Genomic DNA, 17,780 nt, shown 5'->3' with positions numbered 1-17,780 from the left:
GCCCGAGCCTAGCGGCCAGACCAGTCGGCCCCGTGGACCGCGTCCGCCTCCAGCACTTGGGAGATCGCCCGCGGCGGCACTTCGCGGACCAGCAGAACGCCGTTGGGGGCTTCGAAAACAGGGCCGTCGAGCTGGGCCGGGTCGATGCCGAGCAGCACGTCGACCCTGGATCGCCTGCCCACAGGGCTGTTCGGGCTGGGCGCGAGGTGGACATGAGTACGCCGGCCCGGCTGCAGACCGTCTCGCAGAATCACGTCCAGAACGCCCAGATTGGTGCCGTGCCACAGCTCGTCGACGGGATGGACCCGTCGCCAACTGTTCTCCAAAGCTTCACGGGTGACCGGCATCCCCTGCGCGGAGTGGCCCTGGCAGGCGCGGATTCGCTCGCCGTCCACCTGCAGCCGCGCCTTGTCGTTCTGCTCGACGGCGGACGCGAGCGCAGTACGGTCCATTTTGAGGAGTTTGCAGACGTCTTCGATCAAGGCCCAGCCGTCGGGGCTCATTGCCAGTCCCCGGTCACCGGCGGTGTGTCTGAGCAGTCGGGACAACTGCCTGCTTGCCTGGCTCACGTGACGAAGCGTGTCAGCAGGGCACGGAGTGTGTCGAGGCGATTGTCGGGTGGGCGGTTCGGGCGGGTGACGAGGTAGTAACGGACCGGTGGGAGGTCCTTGACCGGGATGGTTCGGACGGTGGCCGGCGTACGGACGAAGCCGTTGACGACTGCCGGGCCGACTCCCAGGCGGACGAAGTGGACCAGCAAGGCCCAGCCTTCGGCCTCCACCGCGACGGTCCAGTCGACGCCGGCATCGAGTAAGCCGCGCTCGAGTTGCTGGCGATGCGGGCGGGTCTTCGGCGGTACGACGAGCGCCTCGCCCTGCAGATCCTTCAACCGGACCGTACGCCGGTCCGCGAGGCGGTGGTCGGGTCGGACCGCGAGCACTTGCGGGTACTGCGCGAGCGGCTCGCAGTCGAGGTCGTCCGGCGGGATGGCGAGCGCCGTCACCCCGAAGTCGGCACTGCCGTCGCGGATTGCGGCGACTGTGGCGTCAGAGTCCGTCGTCATCAGGCGCAGCCCGGGCTCGCGTGCGAGGTACCGGCGGAGGACATCGCCGATGACATACAGGTATGCGCCCGAGCCGGCCGCGAGAACGAGCGGCCGCGGCGGCAACACGTCAAGCGAGTCGAGGAAGGCGGCGGCGCGGGCGCGGGTGTCGTTGGCAAAGGCGGCGAGCTGGTCGCCCGTCGCCGTCAGCAACAGGTTGCGACCTTGGCGCTCGTAGAGCTGTTTACCCAACGTCTGCTCGAGTTTCCGAACCCTCGCATGCAACGCCGGCTGACTCACATGCAGCTCATCGGCCGCGTGCGTGAAGTTCCGATGCTTGGCGAAAACGGCGAACGCTTCCAGGTCCTCGGCCACCAACCGATCCAGAATCATCACCTCAAACTATAGCTCCAGCGTCTATTAATAGTTCTGTCGACATAGTCCACCAACGCACCATCAATCCATGAACAGATTGGGAATCGACATCGGCCGCGTCATCATCAACAGCCCACCCGGCCAGGACACCGCCTTCTTCGGCGGCTCCCCCGAAGCGGCCCTCCACACCCCCGCCGTCCCCGGCGCCTTCGAATCGATCCCCCGCCTCGTGGACCTCTTCAACGGCCAAGCCTGGCTCATCTCCAAATGCGGCCCGAGAATCCAGCAACGCTCCCTAGCCTGGCTCCACCACCACAACTTCTTCACCCACACCGGCATCCCAGAAGCCAACGTCCGCTTCTGCCTCCGCCGCCCCGACAAAGCCATCCACTGCGCCGACCTGTCCATCACCCACTTCATCGACGACAAACCCGACGTCCACGCAGCCCTCGACGGCCTGGTCCCCCACCGCTACCTCTTCGGCCCCCAAAAAGCCATCCCCCACGACCTGACCCACACCCCCACCTGGCCATCAGCCGAAACAGCCATCCGCCACCGACCTCGATCGTCAGGCAATGGCGCCCCAATCCCACCAGCGGTAGGATCGCCGCATGGGTGAACCGGCACACACCGACAAGATGAGCGTCACCATCCCGTCCGACCTGGCCGCTGAGCTCAGGGCACGGGCGGGCCGGGGCAACGTGTCTGCCTATGTCACGGATGCCCTGATTCGCCAGCTGGAGCACGACCGGCTCGGCGACCTGCTGGCGGAGCTGGCCGATGAACACGGGCCGGTGACCGAAGAAGAACTGGCGCAGGCTCGCGCCGAGTGGCCCGACCGGTGAGCTCTCGCAAGCGCGTCCGCTCCAGCGGACAGGGAACGCTCGTCCTGGACAATGAAGGACTTTCGCGAGCTGCCACCGACCGGGCGATGTACGTCCGGCTGCAAGCCGCCTACCTCGACGGCCGTCGGGTCGTCACCTCCGCGGCGATCCTCGCCGAAGCTCTTCGCGGGACCGCACGCGATGCCGGGGTCTATCGGGTTCTCGGCGGGATCGTGGTGGAGCCGGTGACGCAGCAGATCGGCGAGCTGGCGGGGAAACTGATCGGCGCCGCAGGGCTGGGATCCGGCCACGCGGTGGATGCGATCCTCGTCGCCACAGCACTCGGCGAGCCCGGTCCGATCGTCATCGCGACCTCAGACCTCGGCGACCTGAACGCCTTGGCCGGCGATCAGCCTCACATCTCAGTCGTCGCCGCGGACAAACTCTGAGTTCATTTGCCGGTGAACCAGCGTCGTGCGTCGGTGAGGCCGAGATGGTTGCCGTCGTCGGTGGTCAGGCCGGTTTGTACGTTGGTTGCGACGCGCCAGGCGAAGTACGAGGCCTGGACGGCTTGGCGGAAGCGCCAGAACGCCGGTAGGCCGGTGTCCAGCTCGGTCGCCAGCTCCGGTAGCACAGCCAGATAGGCGGGGACGACGTGTTCGTCCGTACCGACGTACATGACGGCCGAGGCGACGTCGTACAGCAGTGGGGCGGTCATGAAGCTGCCCCAGTCGATCAGAGCGATCTCGCCGTCTGGCTGACGGAGGAACGCCTCCGTCGCCGGGTCGCCGTGGAGGCCGGCCCAGGTCAGGTTGTTCAGTACCCGTACGCCGTCCAGGGCGGCTTCCACCGCAGGCCGGATCCACGGTTCGAGATCGAGGTACGCGTCGAAGTCCGTGAGCAGCTCGAACCACTTCTCCAGATCACCGGCCGGAGCCTGGGAGATCTGGTGCACCCGTGCGAGCGTCGTACCGACGGCTTGCTGGTCTTCCGGGGCGGCTAGCAGCGGGATACCGCCGACATACTCCAGTACTGCGAGTTGCCGGTCGCCCCAGCGCTCCACCAGACGGCCGTCGTGGCTGGGAATCGGCGCCCCGGTGATGAGACCACCACGGGCGAGGCGGGCGGCTAGTTCGAGCCCAGGCTCGAACCGGGAGTCTTCTCCGGGCACGGACTTCGCGACGTACCGGACGCCGTTGGAGGTGACCAGCCAGGTCTGGGAGTTCATCCCACCGCTGAGCGTCTCCAGGTTGGCTGCGGTCAACTGCCAGGACTGCGCCAGGATGTCGGTGAGCTCCACCTGCGTCACCCTGTCAGGCGGGCCGAGCATGCGTCGAAGGAATTAACGGGCTTCGGCGGTCCGTACTTGGTCGGCGAGTCGGTGGGTGGCGGTTCGGAGGGCTTGTTCGGGGTCTACGCCCAGGGCGCGGGCCTCGCGGACCAAATCCAGCAACTCGGCTCCGATGCGCACACCGTCATCGACACCTGTTGCCGCATCTGCTGCGAGTGGGGCATCCGTGGGCAGCACCTTGGCGGCGCGTCCCAGGACCTTGTCGGCAAGGGCCAGGGCCGGGAGGGCTAAGGGGATGCCTTCCAGGACTGAGGTGCGTTGTTTTTCGGCGGCTTTGATTGACTCCCAGTTCGCCTCGACGGCGGCGGAGTCGGTGGCGGTGACGTCGGCGAAGACGTGGGGGTGGCGGCGGATGAGTTTTTCCACCAGGCCGCCGGCTACGTCGTCGATGGAGAAGCCGTCGTCTTCTTCAGCTACTTCCTCGGCGATTCGGGCGTGGAAGGCTACCTGGAGCAGGAGGTCGCCTAGTTCTTCGCGGAGGTGGATGTAGTCGCCGGAGTCGATCGCTTCGAGGGTTTCGTAGGTTTCCTCGAGGAGGTAGCGGGCGAGGCTTTCGTGGGTTTGCTCCTGGTCCCAGGGGCAGTTGCGGCGCAGGCGGTCCATTACGCGGACCAGGTCGATCAGGCGGGCGCCTGGTACGTCGTACGAGCCGTGGACGATCTCGACCTCGTACGGAGGGCGCTCATCGCGGCTCAGCGTGTCGGCGATCAGGCGCAGCAGCGCGGGCTCGCCGTCCTCGCCGACCAGCCAGGCGACGCGGTCGCCCGCCGAGGCGGCATCGACAAGCCAGGCCCACTGCTCAGCGACGTCACCGAGCACATGCTGGACGACCAGGCCGGAGCCGATCAGCGCCTGGACGTCAGGCCGGGACGGCCCGGCCGAGGCGCCGATCGCGGAGGCGTCGGTGAAGACCTGCCAGCCGGCCCGGGTCAGCAACCCGGGCGCGACCCGTGGACTGGTCAGGACGACCTTGATGGAACCGGGCAAAAGGACTCAGCCCTGCGGCTCGGCCGGCGGCTGCTCGCCCTGGGGCGCGGTCGGTGTCGGCTTGCTCTGCTCGGACAGCTTCGACAGCGATCCCGAGCCCTCCATGAGCTGGGTGCCGTCCCAGGTGCCGTAGCGAGGGGCGATGTCGACGGTGATGTTCTTCGACGCCTCCTCGACCAGCTTGGCGCCCTCGGTGCTCTGCTGCTGCGCGTTCGGGTCGGTGACCGAGCCCGTCCCACCGGCCAGCTTGATCTGCCCGACCACTGCACGGGCCGCGGCCCGCAGGAAGTCGGCGGTGACCGGGTTCGCCGCGAACTTCGGGTACAGCGACTGGTCGACGACCACCTTCATGGCCGGTTCGATCTCGGCGTCGCTGACCTTGATCGAGCGCTGGTCGAGCACCTGCGCGGCCACCTCGTTGTTCACCAGGATCTTCAGCACGGCGGCCGGGGCGATCTGCTGCTGCCCGCCGACCGCGCTCTGGATCGCGGCGGTGCTCTTGTCCAGGTCGGAGACGCTGATCTCCTGGTCGCCGATCGTCGCCGCCGCGCCCGGGTGCGTGCCCGCGGCACAGCCGCCGAGCAGCAGGACCGAGGCCAGGCCTGCGCCGACTACCTGCGCCGCGCGAAGCCGTCGCGAAGTGCTCACCGAATCTCCTCGAATCTTCCAGTTCATGGTCAGACCGCTGCGCCGACCGGCTCGGCGATCACGTCGTCGATCAGTCTCGCGCACCATTGCAGCAGCTCCTGGTCGCGAAGCGGCTGACCGGCGACCGGCCGGGTGGCAGGTCTCGGCACCAGGATCGTACGCAGTTGCGGCTTGACCAGACTCTTCGGGTACAGCCTGTTCAGCCGGAGCACCTTCGAATCGGGCAGCTCGACCGGCCCGAACCGGATCAGATTGCCCTGCAGGGTGACGTCGTGCAGCCCCGCCCGGCGGGCGTGGTTGCGGAACTTCGCCACCTCGATCAGGTTCAGCACCGGCTGCGGGATGTCGCCGTACCGGTCGTGCAGTTCCTCGACCAGCTCCGCGATGCCGTCCTCGTCCCGGACGGCGGCCAGCCGCTGGTACATCTCCAGCCGCAGCCGCTGCGACGGTACGTAGTCGTGCGGCAGGTGCGCGTCGATCGGCAGCTCGATCTTGACCTCGGGCTCGTCGGCCTGGGTGTCACCCCGGTACTCCGCGACCGCCTCGCCCACCAGCCGGACGTACAGGTCGAACCCGACATCGGCGATGTGCCCGGACTGTTCGCCACCGAGCAGGTTGCCGGCGCCGCGGATCTCGAGGTCCTTCATCGCCACCTGCATACCGGCGCCGAGGTCGGCGTGCTGGGCGATCGTGGCCAGCCGGTCGTGGGCCGTCTCGGTGAGCGGCTTCTCCGGCGGGAAGAAGAAGTACGCGTACGCCCGCTCGCGGCCACGGCCGACCCGGCCGCGCAGCTGGTGCAGCTGCGAGAGCCCGAGCAGGTCGGAGCGCTCGACGATCAGGGTGTTCGCGTTGGAGATGTCGATACCCGACTCGACGATCGTCGTACAGACGATGACGTCGGACTCCTTCTCCCAGAAGCCCTGGATGACCTGCTCGAGCTGGTGCTCGGGCATCTGGCCGTGCGCGACGGTGACGCGCGCCTCGGGGACCAGCTGACGGATCCGGGCGGCCGCCTTCTCGATCGTGTTGACCCGGTTGTGGACGAAGAAGACCTGGCCCTCGCGGAGCAGCTCGCGCCGGATCGCGGCGGTCACCTGGCCCTCTTCGTACGCGCCGACGAACGTCAGGACCGGGTGCCGTTCCTCCGGCGGGGTGGCGATCGTGGACATCTCGCGGATGCCGGTGATCGACATCTCCAGCGTCCGCGGGATCGGCGTCGCCGACATGGTCAGTACGTCGACCGCCGTCCGCAACTGCTTGAGCTGCTCCTTGTGCTCGACCCCGAAGCGCTGCTCCTCGTCGACCACGACCAGCCCGAGATCCTTGAACGCGACCTCGCCGCCGAGCAGCCGGTGCGTACCGATCACCACGTCGACCGATCCATCAGCAAGCCCGTCAAGCGTCGCCTTGGACTCCTTGTCGGTCTGGAACCGCGACAGCGGCGCCACATTGACCGGGAACGCCGCATACCGCTCGGCGAAGGTCGCGTAGTGCTGCTGGACGAGCAGCGTGGTCGGCACCAGTACGGCGACCTGCTTGCCGTCCTGCACCGCCTTGAAGGCAGCCCGTACGGCGATCTCGGTCTTGCCGTAGCCGACGTCGCCACAGACGATCCGGTCCATCGGAGTGACGCGTTCCATGTCGTGCTTGACGTCGTCGATGGTGGCCAGCTGGTCCGGCGTCTCCACGAACGGGAACGCGTCCTCCAGCTCACGCTGCCACGGAGTGTCCTTGGCGAACGCGTGCCCCTTGGTCGCCTGGCGCGCGGCGTACAGCTTGATCAGCTCGCCGGCGATCTGGCGGACCGCCTTGCGTGCGCGGCCCTTGCGCTTGGCCCAGTCGCCGCCGCCCATCTTGTCGAGCGTGGGCTGCTCGCCGCCGACGTACCGGGTGACCTGGTCGAGCTGGTCCGTCGGCACGTACAGCCGGTCGCCGGGTTGGCCGCGCTTGCTCGGCGCGAATTCGATGACAATGTACTCGCGGGTGGCCTTCTGGGCCCCGGTACCGACGGTGCGCTGGAGCATTTCGGCGTACCGGCCGACGCCGTGCTGTTCGTGCACCACGTAGTCGCCCGGCGCGAGCTCCAGCGGGTCGACCGTCTTCTTGCGGCGGCTCGGCATCCGTTGCTGGGAACGCCGTTCGGCCGCCGATCGCTGGCCGGCCAGGTCGTTCTCGGTGAGTACCGCAAACTTGATGCCCTCAGCAATGAAACCGCGGTCGAGGGCGCCTTGCGAGATCTGCACGACGCCAGTCGGCGGGATGCCGTCGATGCTGTCGACGGTCCGCGCGGGCAGCTCGGCCTCGGAGAACACCTCGGCCAGCCGCTGGGCCGGACCATGACCTTCGGTGACGCAGACGACCCGCCAGCCGTCCCGCAGCCAGCCGCGCACATCCTCAACGGCAGCAGCGGTTTCACCGCGATACGGGGTGACCTCGTGCGCCGCGACGATCCGGCTGCGGACCGCGCCGGCGTCCGGGTCGATGTCGAAGGCGACGCGCTCACCCATCGAGTCGCGCAACTCCGGTGCATCGGTCGGCGCGATGGCGAACGGCGACATGCTCCACCAGGCAAGGCCCTTGGCGAGCGCGTGCGACCGGACATCGGCCAGCGACATGTACGCCGCCGCGCCGAGGTCGATCGGAGCGTCGCCACCACCGGCGGCCGCAGCCCAGGACGCGTCGAGGAACTCCTGGCTGGTCGCGACCAGGTCGTGCGCCCGCGCCCGGACCCGCTCGGGATCGCTGACGACGACATGCGTGCCGGCCGGCATCAGGTCGACGAGCAGCTCCATGTCGTCGACGAGGACGGGCGCGAGCGACTCCATCCCCTCGACCGCATGTCCTTCGGCGAGCTTCTCGAACAGCTCGGACAGCTCCGGGTGCTCCTTGGCCAGTACTGCGGCCCGCGCGCGCACCTCGTCGGTCAGCAGCAGCTCACGGCAGGGCGGGGCCCACAGGCCGTGCTGGGCGATCTCCAGGGACCGCTGGTCGGCGACTGCGAAGTACCGGATCTCTTCGACGTCGTCGCCGAAGAAGTCGACCCGCAGCGGGTGCTCCTCGGTCGGCGGGAAGACGTCGATGATGCCGCCACGGACAGCGAACTCGCCTCGGCGCTCGACCAGGTCCACACGGTTGTACGCCGCTGCCGCCAGCCGCTCGGTGACGTCCTCGAGCTCGACCGAGTCGCCGACGTGCAGCTGGACCGGGCGGAGATCGGCCAGCCCGGCGACCTGGGGCTGCAGGACGGACCGTACGGGCGCGACGAGGATCTTGATCGGGCCGGTGGTCTCGTCGGACGGGTCGGGGTGGGCGAGCCTGCGGAGCACCGCGAGGCGGCGGCCGACCGTGTCGGAACGCGGCGACAGGCGCTCGTGCGGGAGCGTCTCCCAGGCCGGGTAGTAGGCGACGGTGCCGGGCTCGACCAGGCACTGCAGCGCCTCGGTGAGCTCCTCGGCCTCGCGGAAGGTGGCGGTCACTGCCAGAACGGGACGATCCGCTCCCTGGGCGGCCGCGAGGGCAGCCATCAGCACCGGGCGGATCGGTCCGGGTGCGCTCAGGTCGAGCGTCGTGACGCCGTCGTTCTTGGCGTCGCGAACGGCCTCGGCTACTACCGGATCGGTGATCAGGGTGTCGACCAGGCCGGCCAGTTTCACGAGTTGTACTTCCCTTGGGTCACTTCTAGGCCATCCGTCATCAAAGACTCGACGGCGTCAGCGGTCCGGTCGACCGCGAACGGGAGGTCCTTGCGTTCGGTTGAGGAGAATTCGTTGAGCACGAAGTCGGCTGGGCTCTGCCGGCCGGGCGGACGCCCGACGCCGAACCGCACTCGATAGTAGTCACCCGTGCCAACCGACTTGCGGATCGACTTGAGGCCGTTGTGGCCGTTGTCGCCGCCACCGAACTTGGCCCTCAGCACGCCGAAGTCGATGTCGAGCTCGTCATGCAGCACGATCATGGATTTCGGCTCGACCTTGAAGAACTTCAGCAGGCCGGAGACCGGGCCGCCGGACTCGTTCATGTACGACCGGGGCTTGGCCAGGATCGTCCGGATGCCGCTGATCCGGGCCTCCACCACCTCGGCCTTGGCCTGCTTGTGCTGTTTCCAGTTGCCGCCGACCCGGGAGACCAGCTCGTCGGCGACCATCTGGCCGACGTTGTGCCTGGTTTTGACATAGGAAGGGCCGGGATTCCCCAGCCCGACGACCAACCACACGTCGTCCGCCACGAATCCCGGCCCTTCCTGTTGAAGCTGTTGTACTGCGGCGGGCTACGCCTCGGCGGCGACCGGCTCGTCGCGCTCGATGCCGGCCTCGGCCTCGGCGGTCGCCATCTCGGCGTCGGCCTGCTCGGCGGTCTGCGCCGCGGTGATGTTGACGATCAGGGTTTCCGGCTCGACGGCCAGCGTCGTACCGGCCGGGAGCTTCAGGTCGGAGGCGTGGATCTGGGCGCCGGCGTCCAGGCCCTCGATCGACACGGTGACGCCGTCGGGGATGTGGGTGGCCTCGGCCTCGACCAGGATGGTCGCGTTCTCGAGCACGACCAGGGTCTCGCTGACCGCGTCGCCCTCGAGGTGCACCGAGATCTCGACCTGGACCTTCTCACCGCGCTTCACGATGACCAGGTCGACGTGCTCGATGGTGTTCTTGATCGGGTCGCGCTGGACCTGCTTCGGCAGCGCGAGCAGGCTCTCCGAGCCCTCGACCTCGATCAGCAGCAGGGCGTTGGCGGTCTTCAGCGCCAGCATGGTGTCGTGACCGGGCAGCGTGATGTGCACCGGGTCCGTGCCGTGGCCGTACAGAACGGCGGGCACCTTGTGGTCCCGGCGGATACGGCGGGCAGCACCCTTGCCGAACTCCGTGCGCGACTCGGCTTGGATCTTGACCTCGGCCACGAGATGAACTCCTCAAGTGCGTTGCGGTGATTAATCGTCGGTGGTGTTACAAAGTTGCTAGAGCCTCAGCGGGCACGTCTTGACTCCCGTACAGGCGTCAGGCAACGAACCACCGCGTCGATCACGGAGCCGCTCCCGACAGTTCGCGGGTGAGCGCGACTGTGTCCGGGGGGCGTCCCTCGCCGAGGCAACCAAAACAGTTTACCCACGACTCAGCCCAGACAGGAAATCCGTTCTGGGGGTGACTTTCTTCCCCGTCGCTCGTGACGACTTTCGGGCGTCGTCCGGCGCAGTTTCCAGCAGGCTTACTGAAAACGATTGTCAGATCAGTTAAGTTCCTCGGGTGACCGCCACTCACCCACGCTTCCGTGCTGCCCTGCTCGCTTCGCTGACCACCGTCGTCGCTTTCTGCGTCGTGCTGCTGCCCCTGCGCTCGTATGCCGGGGCCGCGCCGGAGGTGTTGCGGGCGGTCCATACGGACGCTCTGCACACGACGTACGACGGATCGGTACTGCGGCTGAGCACCCGGATCGGCCTGGGCGAGTACCGCGAGGCGGACCCCGCGAACCTGATCTTCAACCTCGAGGACAAGGCGTCCGCCCGGGTCGAACTCCCCGACCTCCCCGCCTTCGCCTTCCTCGGCAAACCCGGCGACCCGGTCTGGATAGCCCCCGAATCCCAGGACCCCGACCTGATCTGGCCCGGCTGGGACACCGAAACCATCCCACCCGGCGCCCTAGCCGGCGACGCGGTCGACCTCACCCTTCTCTCGGCATCCGGCCCCGGAAACGTAGAAGTCTTCTTCAACTACAACGACTTCACCGGTACCGCCGAACGCCTCTTCTCCGCCGCCGACCCCACCCTCCGAACCCTCCACCAACCAGTAGGCCGCCACGTCCACGCCAACTGGTCCTTCACCGCCCTAGGCACCTACCACCTCACCTTCCAAGCAACCGCCACCACCACAACCGGCAGTCCCCTGGCCTCCACCCCCACCACCTACACCTTCGTAGTAGGCCCCTACACCCCACCCGGCACCCCTGGCACGCCCACCACCCCACCAGCCACCCCGCCCACCAACCCAACTCCGTCCAACACCCCCACCCACTCACCAACCGACCCAAGCCACCCGACCCCTACCAGCCCAGGCCACCCCACCCCCACCGTCCCCACCCCGACGCCCACCACTCCAACCACTCCGGCGCCAACCTCCAACCGAACCACCACACCCCCACCCAACCCACCCCCGAACCCCACCCCCACCGCCGCGCCCACCGCGCCCACCGCGCCCTCCACGCCCCCGCGCTCTACTTCTTCTTTCGGCGGCCAAGAAGAGCACTCGACGAGCGATTCCCCGCCGAACTCCACCGACTCCCCCCGACCCGCCACCCTCCCGCCCTGCCCCACCACCGCCACCAACCCGACAACAACTTCCGGCAACCCAACGACCGGCCAGACAAACCCACCCGGCACAACCAACCCCACAAACCCCTCAACCACGTCACCCACCACACCGACGACCCCCGCCAACCCCACCAAAACCACCCTCGACAACGGCCACGCCGACTACGCAGTACGCCTCGAAAACGGCGCCCTGAAATCCCGCGTGAAAGACGGCACCAAACCCGGCACCCCCATCTGGCGCGACCCCAGCTCGGTAACCATCAAACTCACCCCAGCCTCCGCCACCCACGCCCCCGGCGGCTCCTTCAACTTCCTCGGCCCAGCCGGCTCCCCCCTCTGGCAGATCCCGCAAACCCAGAAGGACGGCGTCATCTGGCTCGGCTGGAACACCGAGGAACTCACCAGCTCCCAGCTCTCCACCCCCATCGACTGGCGCCTGACCAAGGTCACCGGCCCCGGCACCCTCGCCGTCTTCGAGTTCGACTCCTTCGGCCAACCCAAAATCATCTTCAACAGCCGAGACGGCCTCCCCGACACCTACAAGATCCCCCTGGGCACCCACGCCCACGGCAACTGGTCCTTCACCAAACCAGGCAGCTACCAAGCCACCTTCACCCACACCGCCACCCTCACCACCGGCCCCCGCTCCACCACCACCTCCACCCTCACCTTCGTAGTAGTAGCCCCCACCTCGTCCAACGCCTCCAACGGCGCCCACCCAGCCGCCGCCCACAACCCGAGCACGGCCGGGATGAGCAGCGGGACTTCAGTGCAGGCGGCGAACGCGGTGCTTGCGGCCGTATCGCCAGTGCGAGCGAAGGCGGCGGTTGCTGCGGACTCCGTGCCGCGCGCAGGTCTGGCGGACTGCAAGTTGGCTTCGACTGGCGCGGAGATTGGCCCCGCGTGGATCGGTGCCGGGGCGACCTTGCTGGTGATCGGGGCCGTGACCGTGGTTGCTACTCGGCGTCGTAGGGGTGACGCGTGAGGCGGGTTGGCGCGGCGGCGGTGGCGTTCGTCGTACTGGCGGCTGCTGGGTGCGCGGGGAGTACGGCTGAGGCCGGCGGCAAGGTCAACGTAGTTGCTACGACTGAGATTTTGGCTGATTTGGTGCAGCGGGTGGGTGGGGATCGGGTGTCCGCCAGCTCGCTGGTGCCGGCCGGTGGGGATCCGCATTCGTATGAGCCGACGCCTGCGGACGCCAAGCGGGTCGCCAAGGCCGACGCCACCTTCACCAATCATCTGCTTCTAGAGCCGCAGTCGCTGATCAAGACGATCGATGCGAATGCTCCGAAGGATGCACCCAACGTCTCGCTCGCGGAGGCCGCCGAGTCGTACGGCGCGCACGTGATCCCGCTCGTCGAGGACATCGGGCTCGACGTGCTCTGGCTCGGCCTGCGGGTCCGTGGGTCCGGCAAAGCGCGCGGCGCCACCCGAACATCAGCGGTCCAGCTCACCGCCACCAAGATCGACGGTCCGGGCAAGCTCGTCGCGTACCTGACCGAGTCCCTCGGCCAACCCGACCTGTACTTCGACTCGACCAACCCAACCGACAGTACGACGCTCCCGCCCGCCGCCCATACCCATCTCAACTGGGCGTTCACGAAACCCGGCGTCTACCGCCTCACCCTCGAAGGCCGGCTCGACACCGGCACCGGCCAACCGTCGATACCACTCGGCAAGGGCACCTTCACCTTCGCGGTCGGAGTCGAGCCGCACCAGGTCAAGCCGGCCGACGGCGGCAAGGCGACGGTGCTCGACGACGGGCACACAGATCTCACCGTCGACCTCGACAGCGGCCAGGTCTACGCGTACTCCGATGCGCAGCGCGTCGGCGCGGCGCAATCCGTAGTACCGGCCGGGCGGGTCGTCATCGACGTACCGGGGAAGGCGCTCGAGACGGTGCCGGATGATCCGCGGTTCGCGTTCCTCGGCAAGGCGGGGGCGCAGGTCCACCAGCTCCCGCAGGCGGTGCTTGGCAAGCATGTGCACGGCGAGATCGACCCGCATCTGTGGGAGGACGTCGCCAACGCCAAGGCCTACGTGCAGTTGATTCGCGACACGTTGATCAATGTCGACCCACAGTCGGCGAGTACCTACCGAACCAACACCGATACCTATCTGCGTGAGCTCGACGAACTCGACGACTACGTACGGTCGCAGCTGGCGAAGATCCCGGCCGACCGACGGCAGTTGATCACCACGCACGACGCGTTCGGATACCTGGCTTCGGCGTACCAGCTGAAGGTCGCCGGGTTCGTCGTACCGAATCCGGCGCAGGAACCGAGCGTCGATCAGGTCCGCAAGCTGTCCGAGACGATCCGCAACCTGAAGGTGCCGGCCGTCTTCACCGAGCCGAACCTGGCGCAGCGCGCGTCCGTGCTGACGCAGGTCGCCCGCGACAACGGCGTCCGGGTGTGCTCGATCTACGGGGATTCGTTCGACGAACACGCCCGGTCCTACGTCGCGATGATGCGGCACAACGCCGACGAGCTGCTGCTCTGCCTGGGGGAATCTCGATGACACCGCTGTTTTTGTTGCCAATAGCAATCACTGCGGTGCCCGCCCCGCCGACCGCTCAGGTGGTGATCGCGGCCGGCCATGTCGATCTCGGCCCGCGGTTCGTGGACGGGAAGTGGACGATCCAGGTACGTGACGACACCGGCGATCCGGTCGTCTGGCGGCCGCTGGAGAACGTCGTCGTGCAGGCGACGGACCAGGCCGAACTTTCAGTGCCTGCCGATCCGGCCTACGAGTTCTTGGGCAAGGCCGGCGCGAAGGTCTGGGTGATTCCGCAGGTGCAGAAGGCCGGCGTCGTCTGGCCCGGCTGGAACACGCAGGACCCCGAGGTCGCACAGCGGGTCGACCGCGAGGTCACTTGGTCGCTCGACGGTGTCGACGGTCCGGGCACGTTCACGCTCTTCCTCAACTCGGACTTCGGCAAGCCCGCCCCGGTCTTCGACAGCCGCAAGCCGTTCCCGCAGGAGACCGGCATCGACGTCAACACCCACGTCCACGGCAACTGGACCTTCTCCGCCCCGGGCACCTACCTCCTGGACATCACCATGACGGCCAAACTCACCGACGGCACGACAGTCACCGACCACCGCCCGCTCCGCCTGCATGCGGGCTCTGGCAACCCGCGCGACGCCTTCAAGGCGACAGCACAGCAACCAGTTGTCGATCCGGCCCCATCGGGTTCAGACGGCGGCGGACGCGGGCTGGACATTGTTGTGGTTGGGTCCGCCGTTCTGGTGGCGGTTGGTCTTGGCTTCGCAGTACTTCGCGTCGTACGCCGTAAGCGGTCCGCCGCATGAACGTCCTCCAGATCGAAGGAGTCGCAGTCGAACTCGGCGGTCGGCTCGTCCTGCACGACGTGGAGCTGAAGGTCGACGCCAAGGAGCAGGTCGGACTGATCGGACCCAACGGCGCAGGCAAGACCACACTGCTCCGTTCGCTGCTCGGATTGCTGCCGATCAGCCAGGGGGTCATCTTGATCGACGGCAGGACGCCCCGGGAAGCGCGCGGAAGCATCGGGTACGTCCCACAGCGGCACGAGTTCGTCTGGGACTACCCGGTAGATGTCCGTACCGCCGCGATGACCGGCCGTACCCACCGCATCGGCTGGCTGCGACGGCCAGGCCGAGCCGACAAAGCAGCCGTGGACGAGGCGCTGGAGCGGGTCGACCTGGTCGATCTGCAGCGGAGGCCGATCGGGGAGTTGTCCGGAGGGCAGCGGCAACGCGTGCTGGTCGCCCGGGCGCTGGCCCTCAATCCGAAGCTGCTGTTGCTGGATGAGCCGTTCACCGGGCTCGACGTGCCGACGCAGGAGATTCTCACCCGGCTGTTCCGTACGTTGACCAGCGAAGGCACCGCCATTCTGATGACCACGCACGACCTCCCGGCCGCAGCTGACACCTGCAGCAGACTTTGCCTGCTCAACGAGACGGTGATCGCCGACGGCCCGCCTGAAGACCTGAGAGACCCAGCCGTGTGGCTGCGCGCCTTCGGAGTCGCCCGCTCAGAGCAGTTGCTGCACACGCTCGGGGTGGCCCGATGATCGAGTTCTTCACCGAGCCGTGGCAGCACGTGTTCATGCAGCGCGCCTTCCTCGTCGTCCTGATGTCAGGCGTCGTCTGCGGCGTCATCGGCAGCCACGTCGCGCTCCGCGGGATGGCGTTCATCGGTGACGCGGTCGCGCACGCGGTCTTCCCCGGCATCGCGATCGCGTTCGTCCTGCACACCAGCCTGGTCGTCGGCGGCATCGTCGCCGGCCTGATCACCGCGCTCTCCGTCGCCGTCTTCTCGCAGAACAGAAGGCTCAAGGAAGACACCGTGATCGGCGTCTTCTTCGCGGCCGCGTTCGGGCTCGGCATCGTGGTGATGAGCACCGCGCCCGGGTACGGCGGTTCGCTGGAGTCGTTCCTCTTCGGATCAGTACTGGGCATCAGCAACAAAGACGTCGTCACGGTCGCGATCGCCGGCGCCGTCCTGCTGCTGATCAGCGGCGCACTGCACAAGGAGTTCGTCACCGTCGGCCTCGATCGCGAGACGGCCCGCTCGGTCGGCCTGCCGATCTTCTGGCTCGACATGGCGCTGTACGCGATGGTGACGATCGCGATCGTCATCTCGATCCAGGCGGTCGGCAACATCCTGGTCCTCGCGCTCCTGATCACCCCCGCCGCCTGCGCCCGCCTGCTGACCGACCGGATCGGCCGGATGATGCTGATCGCGCCGCTGATCGGCGCCTTCTCCGGCCTGGTCGGGCTCTACCTCTCCTACGCGTTCAACCTCGCCGCCGGCGGGTTGATCGTGCTGACGGCGACCGCCGTCTTCATCGCCTGCTGGGTGTTCGCGCCCCGGCACGGCCTACTCAAATTTGCCCAAGTAAGAAAGGAAAGTCATGCGCACAATTAACCGCGTCGCGCTGCCCGCTGTGGCGGTGCTCGCGCTGACCGGCCTGTCCCTGCCGGCCGATGCCACCCCGAGGGTGACCCTCGACCAGGGTCACGTCGACGTAATCGGCATCGCCTTCGAGGACGGCGCGTTCAACCTGCACATCCACGACGAGGAGCATGGCGTCGAGTACGCACCCTCCGAGGTCGACCTGGTCGCCAAGCCCGGCTCGGAGATCGCAGTACCCGACAACCCGCAGTACCGATTCCTCGGTACTCCGGGCAGCCGCGCCTGGGTCCTGCCGCAAGTACAGGACGCCGACCTGCTCTGGCCGGGTATCGGCGCCGAGGAGATCGAGCCCGGTGTCTTCAAGGACGACGCGTTGAAGGTCGACGTCATCGGCGTCACCGGCCCGGCCGACCTGAGCGTCTTCACCACCGACGCCTTCGGTTCGCCGACCGTCCTGGTCGACAGCGGCAACGGCCTGCCGGACCGGATCAACACCGGCGCCGGCGGTCACCTGCACGCCAACTGGGCGTTCGAGGCGGCCGGTACGTACAAGGTGAAGGTCAAGGTCTGTGGCACGCTCGCCGCCACCGGCAAGACCGTCTCCGCTGTCGCCACCTACACCTTCAAGGTGAACCAGTGAAGGCCCGGGTGCTCGCAGGCGCCGGTACTGCCGCGCTGATCGCCATGCTCCAGGTACTGCCCGCACATGCCCTCACCACCATCTCCGCCGGGCACGTGGACGCAGTAGATGTCGACTGGACCGGCTCTGCCCTCACGCTCGACCTGCGCGACGGCACAGTCACCCCCAACGTCGACCGCAACCCGGCTGACGTAGTACTGAACGCAGTGTCGGCCAGTAAGACGACAGTGCCGTCCGGATCGGCGTACAGCTTCCTCGGTACGCCGGGTAGCGCCGTCTGGATCCTGCCGCAGACCCAGGTGAGCAACATCGTCTGGCCGGGCTTCAACACCGAGGGCGTACCCAGTGGCGCGCTGCAGGGCAACACGCTCAACGTGAAGCTGATCTCGGTCAGCGGACCCGCCGACGTGAGCGTCTACACCACCAGCTCGCTCGGCAGCCCGACCATCTGGTTCGACAGCGGCAACGGTCTCCCGGACACCCGGGCGATCGCCATCAACACGCACGCCCACGCCAACTGGGCGTTCGAGGCAGCCGGCACCTACACCGTCGTCTTCGAAGCCACCGGTACCACCGCCGCCGGCGCCGCGGTCACCACCGGCCAGAAGACCTACACCTTCACCGTCCAGCCGTAACCCGAACCGTCGTGGGGGGGGGGGGGGGGGGGCCCCGCCCCCGGCTTAGGGGGGTGGGGGTGGGTTTTGTGTTTTTGTTTG

Annotated in this window: 18 protein-coding genes; 10 read left to right on the top strand and 8 right to left on the bottom strand. The window is 67.7% G+C overall.

The window, feature by feature from the left end:
* Positions 1 to 8: 8 nt before the first annotated feature.
* Positions 9 to 569 carry an RNA 2'-phosphotransferase gene (locus tag AB0M15_RS37850; RefSeq protein ID WP_363830521.1) on the bottom strand — a complete coding sequence of 187 codons (561 nt, stop codon included), beginning with the start codon at positions 567 to 569 and terminating at the stop codon, positions 9 to 11.
* Positions 566 to 1,435 (bottom strand): LysR family transcriptional regulator, encoded by an 870-nt coding sequence (locus AB0M15_RS37845; RefSeq protein ID WP_363830518.1) that lies wholly within the window; start codon positions 1,433 to 1,435, stop codon positions 566 to 568. Before AB0M15_RS37845 ends, AB0M15_RS37850 begins: the two co-directional genes overlap by 4 nt.
* 70 nt (positions 1,436 to 1,505) lie before the next feature.
* Between AB0M15_RS37845 and AB0M15_RS37840 the strand changes: the two genes are divergently transcribed.
* From AB0M15_RS37840 to AB0M15_RS37830, 3 genes are read left to right on the top strand one after another with little or no spacing between them, the layout of a single operon-like run.
* The gene (locus AB0M15_RS37840; protein ID WP_363830514.1) at positions 1,506 to 2,036 is read left to right on the top strand and encodes a hypothetical protein; all 531 of its coding nucleotides are present in this window, start codon (positions 1,506 to 1,508) and stop codon (positions 2,034 to 2,036) included.
* On the top strand, positions 2,029 to 2,262 hold the full coding sequence (locus AB0M15_RS37835; protein WP_363830511.1) for a hypothetical protein: 234 nt from the start codon (positions 2,029 to 2,031) through the stop codon (positions 2,260 to 2,262). The genes AB0M15_RS37840 and AB0M15_RS37835 overlap by 8 nt, the downstream gene beginning before the upstream one ends.
* Positions 2,259 to 2,690 carry a hypothetical protein gene (locus tag AB0M15_RS37830; RefSeq protein ID WP_363830508.1) on the top strand — a complete coding sequence of 144 codons (432 nt, stop codon included), beginning with the start codon at positions 2,259 to 2,261 and terminating at the stop codon, positions 2,688 to 2,690. The genes AB0M15_RS37835 and AB0M15_RS37830 overlap by 4 nt, the downstream gene beginning before the upstream one ends.
* Before the next feature lie 2 nt (positions 2,691 to 2,692).
* On the opposite strand, the gene AB0M15_RS37825 is transcribed toward AB0M15_RS37830, so the two are convergent.
* The 6 genes from AB0M15_RS37825 to AB0M15_RS37800 are packed head-to-tail and all read right to left on the bottom strand — an operon-like array spanning position 2,693 to position 10,118.
* Complete coding sequence (locus AB0M15_RS37825; RefSeq protein WP_363830505.1) at positions 2,693 to 3,541, bottom strand: phosphotransferase; 849 nt, start codon at positions 3,539 to 3,541, stop codon at positions 2,693 to 2,695.
* Between the two features lie 42 nt (positions 3,542 to 3,583).
* Positions 3,584 to 4,579, bottom strand: coding sequence for a MazG family protein (locus AB0M15_RS37820; protein ID WP_363830502.1), 996 nt, complete (start codon positions 4,577 to 4,579; stop codon positions 3,584 to 3,586).
* A gap of 6 nt (positions 4,580 to 4,585) precedes the next feature.
* On the bottom strand, positions 4,586 to 5,227 hold the full coding sequence (locus AB0M15_RS37815; RefSeq protein WP_363830498.1) for a hypothetical protein: 642 nt from the start codon (positions 5,225 to 5,227) through the stop codon (positions 4,586 to 4,588).
* A 29-nt stretch (positions 5,228 to 5,256) separates the two neighbouring features.
* Positions 5,257 to 8,880 (bottom strand): transcription-repair coupling factor, encoded by a 3,624-nt coding sequence (gene mfd, locus AB0M15_RS37810; RefSeq protein WP_363830495.1) that lies wholly within the window; start codon positions 8,878 to 8,880, stop codon positions 5,257 to 5,259.
* The gene (pth, locus tag AB0M15_RS37805) at positions 8,877 to 9,452 is read right to left on the bottom strand and encodes an aminoacyl-tRNA hydrolase (protein WP_363830492.1); all 576 of its coding nucleotides are present in this window, start codon (positions 9,450 to 9,452) and stop codon (positions 8,877 to 8,879) included. The genes mfd and pth overlap by 4 nt, the downstream gene beginning before the upstream one ends.
* A 42-nt stretch (positions 9,453 to 9,494) precedes the next feature.
* Positions 9,495 to 10,118 carry a 50S ribosomal protein L25/general stress protein Ctc gene (locus AB0M15_RS37800; RefSeq protein WP_363830489.1) on the bottom strand — a complete coding sequence of 208 codons (624 nt, stop codon included), beginning with the start codon at positions 10,116 to 10,118 and terminating at the stop codon, positions 9,495 to 9,497.
* Positions 10,119 to 10,461: 343 nt separating this feature from the next.
* Between AB0M15_RS37800 and AB0M15_RS37795 the strand changes: the two genes are divergently transcribed.
* The 7 genes from AB0M15_RS37795 to AB0M15_RS37765 are packed head-to-tail and all read left to right on the top strand — an operon-like array spanning position 10,462 to position 17,699.
* Complete coding sequence (locus AB0M15_RS37795; RefSeq protein ID WP_363830485.1) at positions 10,462 to 12,507, top strand: TIGR03773 family transporter-associated surface protein; 2,046 nt, start codon at positions 10,462 to 10,464, stop codon at positions 12,505 to 12,507.
* The gene (locus AB0M15_RS37790) at positions 12,504 to 14,042 is read left to right on the top strand and encodes an anchored repeat ABC transporter, substrate-binding protein (RefSeq protein WP_363830482.1); all 1,539 of its coding nucleotides are present in this window, start codon (positions 12,504 to 12,506) and stop codon (positions 14,040 to 14,042) included. Before AB0M15_RS37795 ends, AB0M15_RS37790 begins: the two co-directional genes overlap by 4 nt.
* Complete coding sequence (locus tag AB0M15_RS37785) at positions 14,039 to 14,836, top strand: choice-of-anchor M domain-containing protein (protein ID WP_363830479.1); 798 nt, start codon at positions 14,039 to 14,041, stop codon at positions 14,834 to 14,836. Before AB0M15_RS37790 ends, AB0M15_RS37785 begins: the two co-directional genes overlap by 4 nt.
* Entirely contained in the window at positions 14,833 to 15,579 is a 747-nt protein-coding gene (locus tag AB0M15_RS37780) for an anchored repeat-type ABC transporter ATP-binding subunit (RefSeq protein ID WP_363830475.1), read from the top strand. Before AB0M15_RS37785 ends, AB0M15_RS37780 begins: the two co-directional genes overlap by 4 nt.
* A complete protein-coding gene (locus AB0M15_RS37775) occupies positions 15,576 to 16,436 on the top strand; it encodes an anchored repeat-type ABC transporter permease subunit (RefSeq protein WP_363830472.1) in 861 nt (286 codons plus the stop codon). Before AB0M15_RS37780 ends, AB0M15_RS37775 begins: the two co-directional genes overlap by 4 nt.
* A complete protein-coding gene (locus tag AB0M15_RS37770) occupies positions 16,423 to 17,064 on the top strand; it encodes a choice-of-anchor M domain-containing protein (RefSeq protein WP_363830470.1) in 642 nt (213 codons plus the stop codon). Before AB0M15_RS37775 ends, AB0M15_RS37770 begins: the two co-directional genes overlap by 14 nt.
* On the top strand, positions 17,061 to 17,699 hold the full coding sequence (locus AB0M15_RS37765; RefSeq protein WP_363830467.1) for a choice-of-anchor M domain-containing protein: 639 nt from the start codon (positions 17,061 to 17,063) through the stop codon (positions 17,697 to 17,699). The genes AB0M15_RS37770 and AB0M15_RS37765 overlap by 4 nt, the downstream gene beginning before the upstream one ends.
* Positions 17,700 to 17,780 lie beyond the last annotated feature (81 nt).

This window comes from Kribbella sp. NPDC051718 (assembly GCF_040681515.1).
Lineage (GTDB): Bacteria > Actinomycetota > Actinomycetes > Propionibacteriales > Kribbellaceae > Kribbella.
The sequence above is the reverse complement of the archived record's forward strand: the minus strand, read 5'-3'. Positions and strand labels throughout refer to the sequence as shown.

Coding starts and splice junctions, on each gene's coding strand:
- AB0M15_RS37780 (WP_363830475.1), top strand. CDS start 14,833: ATGAACGTCCTCCAGATCGAAGGAGTCGCAGTCGAACTCGGCGGTCGG.
- AB0M15_RS37835 (WP_363830511.1), top strand. CDS start 2,029: ATGGGTGAACCGGCACACACCGACAAGATGAGCGTCACCATCCCGTCC.
- AB0M15_RS37840 (WP_363830514.1), top strand. CDS start 1,506: ATGAACAGATTGGGAATCGACATCGGCCGCGTCATCATCAACAGCCCA.
- AB0M15_RS37845 (WP_363830518.1), bottom strand. CDS start 1,435: ATGATTCTGGATCGGTTGGTGGCCGAGGACCTGGAAGCGTTCGCCGTT.
- AB0M15_RS37775 (WP_363830472.1), top strand. CDS start 15,576: ATGATCGAGTTCTTCACCGAGCCGTGGCAGCACGTGTTCATGCAGCGC.
- AB0M15_RS37770 (WP_363830470.1), top strand. CDS start 16,423: ATGCGCACAATTAACCGCGTCGCGCTGCCCGCTGTGGCGGTGCTCGCG.
- AB0M15_RS37785 (WP_363830479.1), top strand. CDS start 14,039: ATGACACCGCTGTTTTTGTTGCCAATAGCAATCACTGCGGTGCCCGCC.